10 protein-coding genes are annotated in these 12,930 nt (G+C 65.1%); 5 read left to right on the top strand and 5 right to left on the bottom strand.

Annotation, left to right across the window (positions count from 1 at the left end):
* Positions 1–36: 36 nt before the first annotated feature.
* Genes I6L33_RS05535 through I6L33_RS05525 form a run of 3 tightly spaced genes read right to left on the bottom strand, consistent with a single transcriptional unit; the run spans position 37 to position 2,990 of the window.
* Positions 37–678, bottom strand: coding sequence for a bifunctional 4-hydroxy-2-oxoglutarate aldolase/2-dehydro-3-deoxy-phosphogluconate aldolase (locus tag I6L33_RS05535; RefSeq protein ID WP_139430986.1), 642 nt, complete (start codon positions 676–678; stop codon positions 37–39).
* Between the two features lie 9 nt (positions 679–687).
* Positions 688–2,484, bottom strand: a complete 1,797-nt coding sequence (edd, locus tag I6L33_RS05530; protein WP_216973687.1) for a phosphogluconate dehydratase — start codon at positions 2,482–2,484, stop codon at positions 688–690.
* On the bottom strand, positions 2,481–2,990 hold the full coding sequence (locus tag I6L33_RS05525; protein ID WP_005307862.1) for a gluconokinase: 510 nt from the start codon (positions 2,988–2,990) through the stop codon (positions 2,481–2,483). The genes edd and I6L33_RS05525 overlap by 4 nt, the downstream gene beginning before the upstream one ends.
* Positions 2,991–3,235: 245 nt before the next feature.
* On the opposite strand from I6L33_RS05525, the gene gntU reads away from it, so the two are divergent.
* The 4 genes from gntU (at position 3,236) to I6L33_RS05505 (ending at position 10,556) form a co-directional block, all read left to right on the top strand.
* Complete coding sequence (gntU, locus tag I6L33_RS05520) at positions 3,236–4,576, top strand: gluconate transporter (RefSeq protein ID WP_019840070.1); 1,341 nt, start codon at positions 3,236–3,238, stop codon at positions 4,574–4,576.
* A gap of 146 nt (positions 4,577–4,722) precedes the next feature.
* Positions 4,723–6,072: a CDP-diacylglycerol--serine O-phosphatidyltransferase gene (gene pssA, locus I6L33_RS05515; protein WP_026139269.1), complete on the top strand. Its 1,350-nt coding sequence runs from the start codon at positions 4,723–4,725 to the stop codon at positions 6,070–6,072.
* A gap of 178 nt (positions 6,073–6,250) precedes the next feature.
* On the top strand, positions 6,251–8,320 hold the full coding sequence (gene recG, locus I6L33_RS05510; RefSeq protein ID WP_216973686.1) for an ATP-dependent DNA helicase RecG: 2,070 nt from the start codon (positions 6,251–6,253) through the stop codon (positions 8,318–8,320).
* A 169-nt stretch (positions 8,321–8,489) separates the two neighbouring features.
* On the top strand, positions 8,490–10,556 hold the full coding sequence (locus I6L33_RS05505) for an AsmA-like C-terminal region-containing protein (RefSeq protein ID WP_216973685.1): 2,067 nt from the start codon (positions 8,490–8,492) through the stop codon (positions 10,554–10,556).
* 62 nt (positions 10,557–10,618) lie between these two features.
* On the opposite strand, the gene I6L33_RS05500 is transcribed toward I6L33_RS05505, so the two are convergent.
* Positions 10,619–11,527: a bifunctional GNAT family N-acetyltransferase/hotdog fold thioesterase gene (locus I6L33_RS05500; RefSeq protein WP_005307835.1), complete on the bottom strand. Its 909-nt coding sequence runs from the start codon at positions 11,525–11,527 to the stop codon at positions 10,619–10,621.
* Between the two features lie 295 nt (positions 11,528–11,822).
* Here I6L33_RS05500 and I6L33_RS05495 point away from each other — a divergent pair, with 295 nt between their 5' ends.
* Complete coding sequence (locus I6L33_RS05495) at positions 11,823–12,500, top strand: spermidine synthase (RefSeq protein ID WP_026141220.1); 678 nt, start codon at positions 11,823–11,825, stop codon at positions 12,498–12,500.
* Here I6L33_RS05495 and dtd read toward each other — a convergent pair.
* The gene (dtd, locus tag I6L33_RS05490) at positions 12,489–12,926 is read right to left on the bottom strand and encodes a D-aminoacyl-tRNA deacylase (RefSeq protein ID WP_126880932.1); all 438 of its coding nucleotides are present in this window, start codon (positions 12,924–12,926) and stop codon (positions 12,489–12,491) included. The two genes, I6L33_RS05495 and dtd, sit on opposite strands and share 12 nt — an antisense overlap.
* Positions 12,927–12,930: the final 4 nt, after the last annotated feature.

Genomic DNA, 12,930 nt, shown 5'->3' with positions numbered 1-12,930 from the left:
TGGCAAACGGAAGGTCCGGCTCACGCCGGCGTCAAATCAGGATGCGACCAGGGCGACGGCTTCGCGGGAGAGGCGGGTCACCTCTTCCCAGTTACCGTTCTTCACAGCCTCGGCCGGCAGCATCCAGGAGCCGCCAACGGTGGCGACGCATTTGAGCGCCAGGTAATCGGCCACGTTCTTCGGGCCGATACCGCCGGTGGGACAGAACTTCACCTGGGGCAGCGGCGCCGCGATGGCGGCCAGCGCCTTGGTGCCGCCGTTCGCCTCGGCCGGGAAGAATTTGAGGTGGTCGTAGCCCGCTTCCAGCGCCTGCATCACCTCGGACGGGGTGGCCACGCCCGGGATCAGCGGCGCCGTGCTCTTGGCCGCGTGGGCCAGCAGGGCCGGGGTCATCCCCGGGGAGATGACGAAGCGGGCACCGGCGGCCACGGCGGCATCAAACTGCGCGCAGTTGAGCACGGTACCGGCACCGACCATGGCCTCCGGCATCGCCTTGGCGATGAGGGCGATGGCCTCCAGCGCTACCGGGGTACGCAGGGTGATTTCGAACACCGAGATGCCGCCGGCCAGCAGCGCCTTGGCCATCGGCAGGGCCTGATCCAGCTCATTGATGACCATCACGGGTACCAGCGGGGAGGCGGCAAACACCTCGGCCGGGGTCACTTTCCAGTTCTGCATAGCTCTTCCTTAGTCAAAGATGGTGGCGCCACACTCGGCGCTCGATACCGCGCGACGCATCACGCTGAACAGTTCACGGCCCCACCCCTCTTGTTCCAGGGTGAGGTCGATCTCGGCCTGGGTACGGCCGCTCAAATCGGTCAGGCAGTCGAGGCTGCCGGTTACCGCGTCCACCCGCAGCAGGTCGCCATCGGCAAGCAGGCCGATGGCCCCGCCGTGCAGCGCTTCCGGGGTGACGTGGATGGCGGCCGGGATCTTGCCGGAGGCGCCGGAGAGACGGCCGTCGGTGACCAGCGCCACCTTGTAACCGGCTTTTTGCAGGTTGCCGAGCACCGGCATCAGCTTGTGCAGCTCCGGCATGCCGTTGGCGGCCGGGCCATTGTGACGCACCACGATGACGGCGTCCCGATTGAGATCCCCCGCCTTGTAGGCTGCTTCCACCGCATGCTGGGAGGAGAAGACCCGGGCCGGGGCTTCAATCACCCGATATTCGGGGGCCACGGCGGAGACCTTGACCACGGCGCGCCCCAGATTGCCGGAGAGCAGCTTGGTGCCGCCGGTAGCCTGGAATACGGCCCCCGAGGGGGACAGCACGCTCGGATCCCGGCTCTCGCCGACCGGTCGCCATACCAGCTTGCCATCCGCCAGTACCGGGCGGCTGAGGTAATCCTGCATCTCGCCAAACACCGGGGTGGCATTCAGGTGGATCAGCCCCTCTTGCGCCAGCCGGCGCATCAGGCCGGGCACGCCACCCGCCTGCTCGAAGGCGTTGACGTCGGCCGGGCCGTTCGGGTACATGCGTACCAACAGCGGCACCACGTCGGAGAGATCGCTGATGTCGTCCCAGGTCAGCACCAGACCGGCGGCGCGGGCCAGCGCCACCATATGGATGCTGTGGTTGGTGCTGCCGCCTGAGGCGAGCAGGGCCACCAGCCCGTTGACCAGCGAGCGCTCGTCGATCACCGCACTCAGGGGGCGATAGGCCGGGGAACCCGGGATCATGGCGCTGATGCGGCGGGCGGCCTCTTCGGTGAGGGCGCGGCGCAGCTCGCTGTGCGGATGCACGAAGGCGGAGCCCGGCAGCATCAGGCCCATGGCCTCGAACACCAGCTGGTTGGTGTTGGCGGTGCCGTAGAAGGTGCAGGTGCCCGCCGCGTGGTAGGCGCCGCACTCCATCTTGAGCAGGGCATCGCGACCCACTTCGCCGGCGGCGTACTGCTGGCGCACCTTCACCTTCTCGTCGTTGCTGATGCCGCTCGCCATCGGGCCGGCCGGCACGAAGGCGGTGGGCAGGTGAGCGTGGGAGAGTGCCCCCATGATCTGGCCCGGCGCTATCTTGTCGCAGATGCCGAGCAGCAGGGTGGCATCGAAGGTGTTGTGGGAGAGCGACAGCGCGGTCGCCTGGGCGATGAGATCGCGCGAAAACAGGGACATGTCCATCCCCGGCTGGCCCTGGGTCACGCCGTCGCACATGGCGGGCACGCCGCCGGCCACCTGAGCGCTGTGGCCGAGCTCGGCCAGCGCAGCCTTGATGATGTCCGGGTAGCCTTGATAGGGCTGATGGGCGCTCAGCATGTCGTTGTAGGCGGTGACGATGCCGACGTTGGCGCGAGTCATGTCGAGGATGCGACCCTTCTCGTCACAGCTGGAGGCGGCCACGGCGTGGGCCAGGTTGCCACAGGCCAGCGCGGCGCGGGTCTTGCCCTGATCGGCCTGGCGCTGGATGCGGGCCAGGAAGGCCTGGCGACGGGCGGCACTGCGCTCGCGAATGCGGGCGGTGACGCTGGAAATAACCTGATGGATCATTGGGCTTGCTCCAATGCGGTGACGGCGCGATCAACCACCTGTTCGAAGGTGCCGTCGATATCGATGTGGAATACACCGGCTTCGCCATCCGGGCGCTCCAGGGTATCGAACTGACTTTGTACCATGCTTTCGCGCATGAAGTGGCCCTTGCGGGCCCGCATCCGCTCGAGGATCAGCGGCTGGCTGCCGTCGAGGAAGAGGAAGCTGACCGACTCGTTGCCCTCACGGATCTGGTCGCGGTACTGCTTCTTGAGGGCGGAGCAGACGATGACACCCACCTCGTTCTTCTGTTCCAGGCTGTAGGCCGCGTCGCGGATCCGCTCCAGCCAGGGGGCGCGATCCTCGTCGTTGAGCGGGTTGCCACCGGCCATCTTCTGGATGTTGGCCCTGGGGTGCAGATCATCACCGTCGATGAACTTGGCGCCCAGCACGCTGGCCACCTTGAGGCCCACGCTGGACTTGCCGCTACCACACACACCCATCACGATAATGCTCTTACCCGCCATTGTTTGACCTCTATCTCATTTTTCAAAAAACGTGCTGCCGATGGGTTCTAACTTAGCACGTTACCGGTAACATGTTACCGGTAACAACAAGAATTGTGAAGTCTGCCACAGACTGAGCGCACTCATAGTCACCTGGGCAAGCGAGTTTGAGCCCTGGCCATAAATCTAAATAAATCATAAAGATATGGTCTGCCGACGGATCGGTAGGGTGTCGATACTGAACTTGGAACAAGGAATGCACAACAATGTCTGACCTCTCCCTGATCATGACGGCCGCCGGCTCCATCGTGCTGCTGCTCTTTCTGGTGATGAAGGCCCGCCTGCACGCGGTCGTCTCCCTCATCCTGGTCTCCATGGTGGCGGGGCTCGCCGCCGGCATGAACCCGGCCGACATCGCCGCCACCATCCAGAAAGGGATGGGCGGCACCCTCGGTTTCGTCGCCGTGGTGGTGGCACTGGGTGCCATGTTCGGCAAGGTGATGGAAGTCACCGGCGCCCTCGACCGGGTGGCCCACACCCTGCTCGGCAAGTTCGGCGTCAAGCGCGCCAACTGGGCCATGGCGCTGACCGGCTTCGTCTGCGCACTGCCGCTGTTCTTCGACGTGGCCGTGGTGCTGCTGATCGGCGTCGCCTTCGCCATCGTCCGCCGCGGTGGCGGCAGCGTGGTGAAGATCGGTATCGCCCTGCTGGCGGGTATCGCCACCTGCCAGGCCTTCCTGATCCCGGCGCCGGGCCCCATCCTGGTGGCCTCCCAGCTGGGGGCCGACTTCGGCTACATGATCCTGTTCGGCCTGATCGCTGCCGTTCCTGCCCTGATCCTGGCCGGCCCGCTGTTTGGCGAGCTGATCAGCAAGGTAGTGGACGTGCCGCTGCCGGCCGACGCCCAGAGCAGTGCCCACGACGACGGCCAGAACCTGCCCTCCTTCGGGCTGGCCATGGGCCTCATCGGCCTGCCGCTGCTTCTGATCGGTCTCAAGACCATCGTCGGGCGCTTCGTCGAGGCCGGCACGCCCCTGCACGGCTGGCTGGAGTTCATCGGCCACCCCTTCACCGCCATCATGGTCGCCTGCCTGGCCGCCTTCTACCTGCTGGGGATCCGCCGCGGCATGTCCCGTGACGAGGTGATGAGCGTCTGCAACAGCGCCATCCAGCCGGCCGGCGTCATCATCCTGGTGACCGGTGCCGGTGGCGTGTTCAAGCAGGTGCTGGTGGATTCCGGTGTCGGTGCCGCCCTCGGCAACATGCTGGCGGACTCCGGCCTGCCCATCGTTGCGCTGGCTTTCATCCTGGCCGCTGCGGTGCGGGTCATTCAGGGTTCCGCCACCGTCGCCATGCTGACCGCCTGCGGCCTGGTGCTGCCAATGTTGGAGCCGCTCGGCCTCAGCGGTGCCCAGCTGGCGGCGGTCACCATCGCCATCGGCGGCGGGGCCATAGTTCTCTCTCACGTCAATGACTCCGGCTTCTGGCTGGCCAACCGCTACCTCGGTCTCACCGAGAAGCAGACCCTGCAAACCTGGACCGTAATGGAAACCATCATCGGTACCACGGGCGGCGTGATGGCCATGCTGATCTACAGCTTCCTCTGATCGCGACCATGCAGAAAAAGGCCTCCGATGTGAGGCCTTTTTCATCTTTATGACGATTCTTTCTTTGGCTAACAGGGCGAGATTGCTAGAATCGCCTATCCATCGCTCCGAGTGGAACGCTTAACGCAGTGATTTCAGGTTTCTCTATGCATTCATCGGCACATTATCGACAGCTGCTGGCGCGCCTGCCCCAGATCGCCGTCGCCGCAGACCAGTTTGAAGTGCTCAGCAGCGCCAAGGACTTCAAGAGCCGGATCCTTTCGCTCATCGCCAGCGCGACTCGCCGCATCTATCTGGTGGCGCTCTATCTGCAGGATGACGAGGCGGGACGGGAGATCCTCTCCGCCCTCTATGCCGCCAAACAGCGCAACCCGGCCCTCGACGTCAAGGTGTTCGTCGACTTCCACCGTGCCCAGCGCGGCCTGATCGGCAAGGGCAAGCAGGGTGGCAACCACCTGATGTATCAGGAGATGGCCGCTCGCCACGAGCACCAGATCGCCATCTATGGCGTGCCGGTAAAAGGCCGTGAACTGCTCGGAGTGCTGCACCTCAAGGGGTTCATCTTCGATGACACCCTGCTCTACTCCGGTGCCAGCCTCAACGACATCTACCTGCACCAGCAGGATCGCTACCGTTTCGACCGTTATCACCAGATCACCAGCCCGGAGCTGACCCGCAGCATGGTCAACTACGTGGATGACCTGTTTCTGCGCAGCGAGGCGGTGCAGCGACTGGATCGTACCGACATCCCCAGCGCCAAGCAGCTGAAGGGGCCGATCCGCCGCTTCAAGCACAACCTGCGCCTCGGTCAGTACCGCTTTGACACCATGCCGGTCAACAGCCAGGAGGTAGCCATCACCCCGATGAGCGGCCTGGGCAAGCGCGGCAACCAGCTCAACAAGATGATCCGTACCCTGGTGCGGGCCACCGAGCGGGAGATCTTCATCTGCACCCCCTACTTCAACCCGCCCAAGGAGTTGAACAAGGATATCGAGGCCCTGCTCAAGCGCGGCTGCAAGGTGACCATCGTGGTGGGTGACAAGACCGCCAACGACTTCTTCATTCCGCCGGAGGAGAAATTCTCCACCATCGGCGGTCTACCCTATCTGTACGAGACCAACCTGCGCAAGTTCGCCGAGCGCAACCAGCATCACATCGATGCCGGCCGTCTCAACCTGATGCTCTGGTGCTGCGAGCGCAACTCCTACCACCTCAAGGGGATCTTCGTGGATGACGAGTGGGCCCTGCTCACCGGCAACAACCTCAATCCCCGCGCCTGGGCGCTGGATCTGGAGAACGGCCTGCTGGTCTACGATCGCCGCCACCTGCTGCGGCCCCAGTTCAACGCCGAGCGCGAGAACATCCTGACCAACACCAAGCGCATCAGCCACTTCGATCAGATCGAGCAGATCCAGGACTACCCGGATCAGGTGCGCAAGCTGCTGGCCCGGATCCACAGGGTCAAGGCCCATATCCTGCTCAAGCGCATCATCTGACCGGCGCGCATCGCGACCTCGGGTATCCTCACAAGGGCCTGCCACATCTCGGCAGGCCTTTTTCATTCCTGCCCCCGAGCCCCGCTGACCTCCACCAACCGCGCAACGCGGCTTGCGTCGGGACGGCAATAAACCCTATCATCTGGACATATTTACAGTGTTTTCGGGCATCTAATTGATGAAATTGGATAAAATCTCCCTCGACAGCCTCAAGGGCGTCGGCAGCAAGATGCAGGAAAAGCTCGAGCGGCTGGGGCTGGCCACGGTGCAGGATCTGCTGTTCCACCTCCCCCTGCGCTACGAGGACCGCACCCAGGTGTGGCCCATCGGCGATCTGCCGCCCGGCCTGCACGGCGCCGTCGAGGGGGAGATCCAGGACACTCAGCTGGTGATGGGGCGTCGCCGCATGCTGGTCTGCCGCATCAGCGACGGCACCGGCACCCTCACCCTGCGCTTCTTCAACTTCACCGCCGCCCAGAAGAACAGCCTGAGCCCGGGCCGCCTGATGCGCTGCTTCGGCGAGGTGCGCCCCGGCAAGTACGGGCTGGAGATGGCCCACCCCGAGTACAAGCTGCTCGGCGAGGAGCAGGCCGGCCAGACCGAAGAGGCGCTCACCCCCGTCTACCCGACCACCGAGGGGCTGCGCCAGCTCACCCTGCGCAGCCTCACCGATCAGGCACTGGCCCAGCTCGACCTCTACGGGGTGGAGGAGCTGCTGCCCGCCGGCCTCTATCCCCAGCAGATCGATCTGGCCGCGGCCCTGAAGCTGCTGCACCGTCCGCCCCCCTCGGTGGCGCTGGCCCTGCTCGAGAGCGGCCAGCACCCGGCCCAGCAGCGGCTGGTACTGGAGGAGCTGCTGGCCCACAACCTCTCGGTCTTGAAGGTGCGGGCCCAGGCACAAACCCAGCTGGCCCGCGCCCTCAAGCCGGCCCCGGCACTGGTAGAACAGCTGCTCGGCGCCCTGCCGTTCACCCCCACCGGCGCCCAGAACCGGGTGGTGGCGGAGATCGGCCGGGATCTGCAACAGAGCCACCCCATGATGCGGCTGGTACAGGGGGACGTGGGCTCAGGTAAAACGCTGGTCGCGGCGCTGGCCGCCCTGCAGGCCATCGGCAACGACTGCCAGGTGGGGCTGATGGCGCCGACTGAGCTCTTGGCCGAGCAGCACGCCATCAACTTCGCCAAGTGGCTGGAACCGCTCGGCATCGGGGTCGGCTGGCTGGCGGGCAAGCAGAAGGGCAAGGCACGAGAAGAAGCGCTGGCCGCCATCGCCGATGGCAGCGTCAAGATGGTGGTGGGCACCCACGCCATCTTCCAGGAGCAGGTGGTGTTCCAACGCCTCGCCCTGGTCATCATCGACGAACAACACAGATTCGGCGTGCATCAGCGGCTTGCCCTGCGGGAAAAAGGGGAGCGGGAAGGGGTGCATCCCCATCAGCTCATCATGACCGCTACCCCTATCCCCCGCACCCTGGCGATGACCGCCTATGCCGACCTCGATACCTCCATCATCGACGAGCTGCCACCGGGCCGCACCCCTATCACCACGGTGGCGCTGCCGGACAGCCGCCGCCAGGACGTGATCGAACGGGTCAGACTGGCCTGCGAGGAGGGCAAGCAGGCCTACTGGGTCTGCACTCTGATCGAGGAGTCGGAGGTACTGGAGTGCCAGGCCGCCGAGGACACCGCCGCCGAGCTGCAGAACCTGCTGCCCGGCCTGCACATCGGGCTGGTGCACGGCCGGATGCGACCGGTCGAGAAACAGCGGGTGATGGAGGAGTTCAAGGCGGGCATACTGCAACTGCTGGTCGCCACCACCGTCATCGAGGTGGGGGTGGACGTGCCCAACGCCAGCCTGATGATCATCGAAAACCCGGAACGACTGGGGCTGGCGCAGTTGCACCAGCTGCGCGGCCGGGTCGGGCGCGGCTCGGTGGCCTCCCACTGCGTGCTGCTCTATCATGCCCCCTTGTCCAAGACGGCCCAGAGCCGGCTCGGGGTGCTGCGGGAGACCAACGACGGCTTCCTCATCGCCCAGCGCGATCTGGAGCTGCGCGGCCCGGGCGAGCTGCTCGGCACCCGCCAGACTGGCCTGGCCGATCTCAAGATCGCCGATCTGGTGCGGGATCAACCGCTCATCCCGCAGGTGCAGAAGATGGCTCGCTTCTTGATGGACCGCCACCCAGATCATGTCGAACCCTTGATACGACGCTGGCTCGGCCTGCGGGATCACTACTCCAATGCCTGACCAAGGCAGAGGCAGAAGATGGGCACATGCCTGATGGATAGACACCCAGGCCATGTCGAGCCCTTGATACGACGCTGGCTCGGCCTGCGGGATCACTATTCCAATGCTTGACCTGCGGGATCACGCTGCCAACGCCTGATCACTCAACCAATACAGGAGGAAAGCGCTTATGAATTCCTGGCTGCGCGGCCTGCTCTACACCCTTGCCTTCCTGTTGCTGTTTGTCTGGGTCGGGCTCGGCCTGTTCGACGCCGAGCGGGCCAAGGGGCCCATCGCCGGCTGGCTCAGCCAGCAGACCGGCGTACCCGTCACCATAGGCCGACTGGTGTTCAACCCGCTTCACCCCTACACCCTGCTGGCAGAGCAGGTGAGTTACGGCAACGCCGTGACCCTCGACAAGATCTATCTCGAGATAGAGAGCATCGACTGGCTGAACCGGGACGTGCGCATCGCCCATCTCGACCTCATTCGCCCGGCCATCAAGCTGCCGCTGCCCAACCAGCTGCCGAGCCTGCCGGTACACTCCCTCACCATCGCCGACAGCACCATAGACCGGCTCAGCCTGGAGAGCGACGGGCTGACCCTGCGCGGCCTCAACGCCACCCTGAGCGACTGGCAGCTGCTCAATCCGGTGCGCCCGCCCCAGGCCAACCTGACCCTCAACATCACTGAGCTGGCGACCCCGGCCTGGGCCCTCTCCCGCCTCAACCTGGCCGGTCGGCTGGAGGGGCAGGTGCTGAGCACCGACAAGCTGACCGCCAACCTGTTCGACGGTCTGCTCGAGACCGGCATGGTGCTGGACTGGCCCGCCCGCAGCCTGCGGCTGAACAACCTCAAGAGCCAGGGCATGCGCATCGAGTGGGGTACCCTCGCCAAAGCCGAATCCCCCCTGCGCCAGGTCAGCCTGGATCTCGGCCAGATCCGGGATCTCAGCTTCAACGACATCGAGCAGGAGCTGGCCCTCAACAACCTCAGCGGCCAGCTGACCGCCTTCAACTGGCAGGCCGGCAGCACGCCCAGCGGCTACTTCTCGGGAACCCTCGGCGATCTCGGCCATGGCCTGTTCCAGCTGGAGGCCATTCAGGGCAAAGTCGCCTTCTCGCCCCAGCAGCTGGATGCGGAGCTGCAGGGCAAGGCCTATGAAGGGGAGTTCAACCTGGAGCTCTCCTTCGATCCCCTGCAGCAGAAGCTGACCCTGAAGGACATGGCGCTGAGCGGCATGGACATCAGCCTGCCGGAAGGGTGGTGGCAGGATTGGCAGAGCTGGCGCCCACAGCAGATCGACATCCGCAAGCTGGCCTTCGACAAGCTCAAGGTGCTCTCCTTCGACGATACCCTGCCCCTCTCCCTGACCGGCTGGCAGCTCTATCTCACCGATCTCAGCCTGCGCGACAACCAGCCGGGGCCCCTGCTGGGCCGGGCCCGCCTCGAGAGCGCCTGGTTCGAACTGGTGTGGGACGGCCTCAGCGCCCGCAATGGCGAGCTGGATGGCGAGCTGAGTGCCGGTTCCTGGCAGCTCAACAAGCTCACCAGCTCGCTGCCGGATGAGGGCAGCCTCAGCCTGAGCGGCCAGTGGGGACGCGAGCCGGGCCAGACCAGCCGGGTGCAGCTCAAGGGCGAGAAGCTGGATCTGGTGCAGTGGAGCAAGATCCTCCACTCCCCTGTCTCCTTCGCCGGCAAGCTGGATCTGAGCGCCGATCTGCAGGCGCTGCACGGCGGCACCCCGGGCGCCTGGCGCAGCTCCCTGCAGGGGAATTTTGCCCTCGATGCCACCGAACCCTTCTGGGACAAGGTGAAGATAGATCCGCTGCTGGATCAGTGGTTCAAGCAGGCGGCGGCGCCGACCCTCACCCCGGCCGAGCTCTGGCAGGCGATGCAGGAGGGCGACACCCCCTTCTATCGCATCAAGCTGCAGGGCAAGGTGGCCCAGGGCCAGCTGAAGATCGAGCAGGCCGGCGCTTCCACCATCACCCACCTGCTGGGGCTGCAGGGCAGCGTCGATCTGGTCAATGAGCAGTGGCAGCTGGATCTGGGCGTTCTCAACGGCCAGCACTGCGCCGAGCTGCTCGGTCAGTGGCGCGGGCCGCTCGCCGAGCCGACCCTCAGCTGGGGCTTCCAGCAAAAACCGGAGGGCTGTGGCTGGGAGACCGGCGTGCGCTACCCGCCCCAGGGCAACGGCAGCCCGCTCTGGCGACCGGCGCCGAAGGCCCAGGCCGCGCAGGCGGCCAACGGCTAGCCGATAGAAAGCAACAAGGCCTCGTAATGAGGCCTTGTTGCTTGATGGGATCCCGCGCGGGGCTACTGACCCGGCCGCTTGACCGGCTGCACCACGTAGTGACCGAGGAACTCGGCTGCCAGCTTGTCGCCGCTGAACAGTTTGATCTTGAGGCTGAACTTGGCGGACTCACCGGCCTTGAGCGGCTCGAGTACGGCAGGCATGCCTTCGCGGGCCACCCGCGCCTCCGGCTCCTCCTTGACCGGCCGGTAGTACTTGATATTGCCCTCCGCCAGCACCGTATCCCCCACCAGCCCCGCCTCCTTGAGCTGCAGCCAGATCAGGCCCCAGCCCGCCAGCACGCACTGGCTGTAGATGCTGCCGGCGAACATGGTGTCATGCACGTTGAGGTTGGCCGCCAGATTGGCCTTGAGGTGGAAGGTCTGACCGTCGTAGTGGGTGATGTGCACCCCCATCTTCTCGCTGATGGGAATGCCCTGCGACCAGCGGGTGGTGAGATCCTGGCACCACTCGGGGCGGTACTGGATGGTCTGCAGCGGGCTCAGAGACTTGATCATCTGGCGGTGCGGGATGCGGCCGAAGGAGACGGGGCCTTCCCCCACCTCGAGAAAGCCGCACTTGCGGTAGAACTCCACCGCCTCTTGGCGGGCATTCATCACCAGTCGCTTCACCTTCTCGCTGCAGGCCAGCTGTTCGAGATCCTGCACCATGCGGGCACCCAGCCCCTGGCCGCGAAATTCGGGGCGCAGCGCCATGAAACGGATCTGCGCCTCGTCACCGCCGACAAACAGCCGCCCCACCGCGATGGGCGTGCCGTCGGGGGCCAGCATCAGCCGGTGAATGGCGACGGTGTCGTATTCGTCCCGCTCGGAACCGAGAGGCAGATTGAAGGGTTTACGCAGTAGTTCCCAGCGCAACTGGTAGTAGGCATCCAGCTCGGCGTCGGTTTGAGGAGTGACTACCCGGTACATAAAGCGATCCTTGAGTTGACGCCGACGGACAGAGTGAAGGGCTTGCGCACCCATGCCTCCCAGCTCACTTGATAATGGGCATCCAGCTCGGCTTCGGTTTGAGGGGTGACTACCCGGTACATAAAGCGATCCTTGAGTTGGCGCCGACGGACAGAGTGAAGGGCTTGCGCCCCCATGCCTCCCAGCTCAATTGATAATGGGCATCCAGCTCGGCTGCCGTCTGGGGGGTGACCACCCGGTACATAGTTCCATCCTTGAGTTACACTGGTCGAAAACCATCTTGCCGTGCAAATTCATGGACTTCAATCTGCAAGCGTACCAAGCCGACCACTTATTGCACCTCAGCGCCAAGCCCCAGCGCCGGCTCACCGTGCAGGAAAATGCCCACCACCGCTGGCTGGAGATCGACGGCGTGGTGCAGTCGGCCATGTCCCTGGCCGAGCCCGCCACCCTCTGCCTGCCGCACCAGCAGGTGATCGCCTGTCTGCTGCCCGAACAGGCCGCCAGCATCCTCGAACTAGGGCTGGGAGGGGGCGATCTCACTCGCCATCTGCGTCGACGCTGGCCCGATGCCCGCCACGAGTGCGTCGACCTCGATGAAGAGGTGATCACTCTCTATCAGCTGTTCTTTCAGCCCGAACAAGGCAGCCAGCGTACACCGACCCTGCACCAGGCCGATGCCCTCGCCTTTCTGGAGCAGAGCGAGGCACAGTACGACCTCATCCTGCTCGATCTGTTCAGCCAGGACGGCAATCCGCCGCTGCTGTTCCAGGAGCGCATCTATCAGGCGCTGGCCCCCCGCCTCAACGGCGAGCTCATCATCAACCTGCTGCCGCGCACCCGCCTCGAGCTGACCCGGGTACTGATGCTGCTGGAGCAGTGGGTCGGCCCCACCACCCCCTACCCGGTGCCAGGGCTGCGCAACATACTGCTGCACACCAGCCCACGCGATCCGCTGGCGTCAGACCTGTAGCCAGAAGGTGACCGGGCCGTCGTTGACCAGCGCCACCTTCATGTCGGCGGCGAAGCGGCCGGTGGCAGTCGGTATGCCGCTGGCGGCGGCCCGCGCCACGAAGTAGTCGTACAGCCGCTCCGCCTCGACCGGATGAGCGCCGCCGGAGAAGCTGGGTCTCATCCCCTTGTTGGTCTCCGCCGCCAGGGTGAACTGGGAGACCACCAGCAGGCTGCCGCCGGCCTGGCTAACGTTGAGGTTCATCTTGCCATTCTCATCGGAGAAGATGCGGTAACCGCTCACCTTGTGCAGCAGCTTGTCGGCCTTGGCCTCGTCATCCCCCTGCTCCACTCCGAGCAGCACCAGCAGACCCTGACCGATGGCCCCGGTCACCTCACCCTCTACCGTTACGCTGGCCTCGCTGACCCGCTGAATCAGTGCAATCACTTCC

Origin of the sequence: Aeromonas sp. FDAARGOS 1403 (assembly GCF_019047325.1) — a bacterium.
In the GTDB taxonomy this organism is placed as follows: Bacteria; Pseudomonadota; Gammaproteobacteria; order Enterobacterales; family Aeromonadaceae; genus Aeromonas; species Aeromonas dhakensis.
Note: the sequence above shows the minus strand (reverse complement) of the source record. Positions and strands in the feature narration are given on the sequence as shown.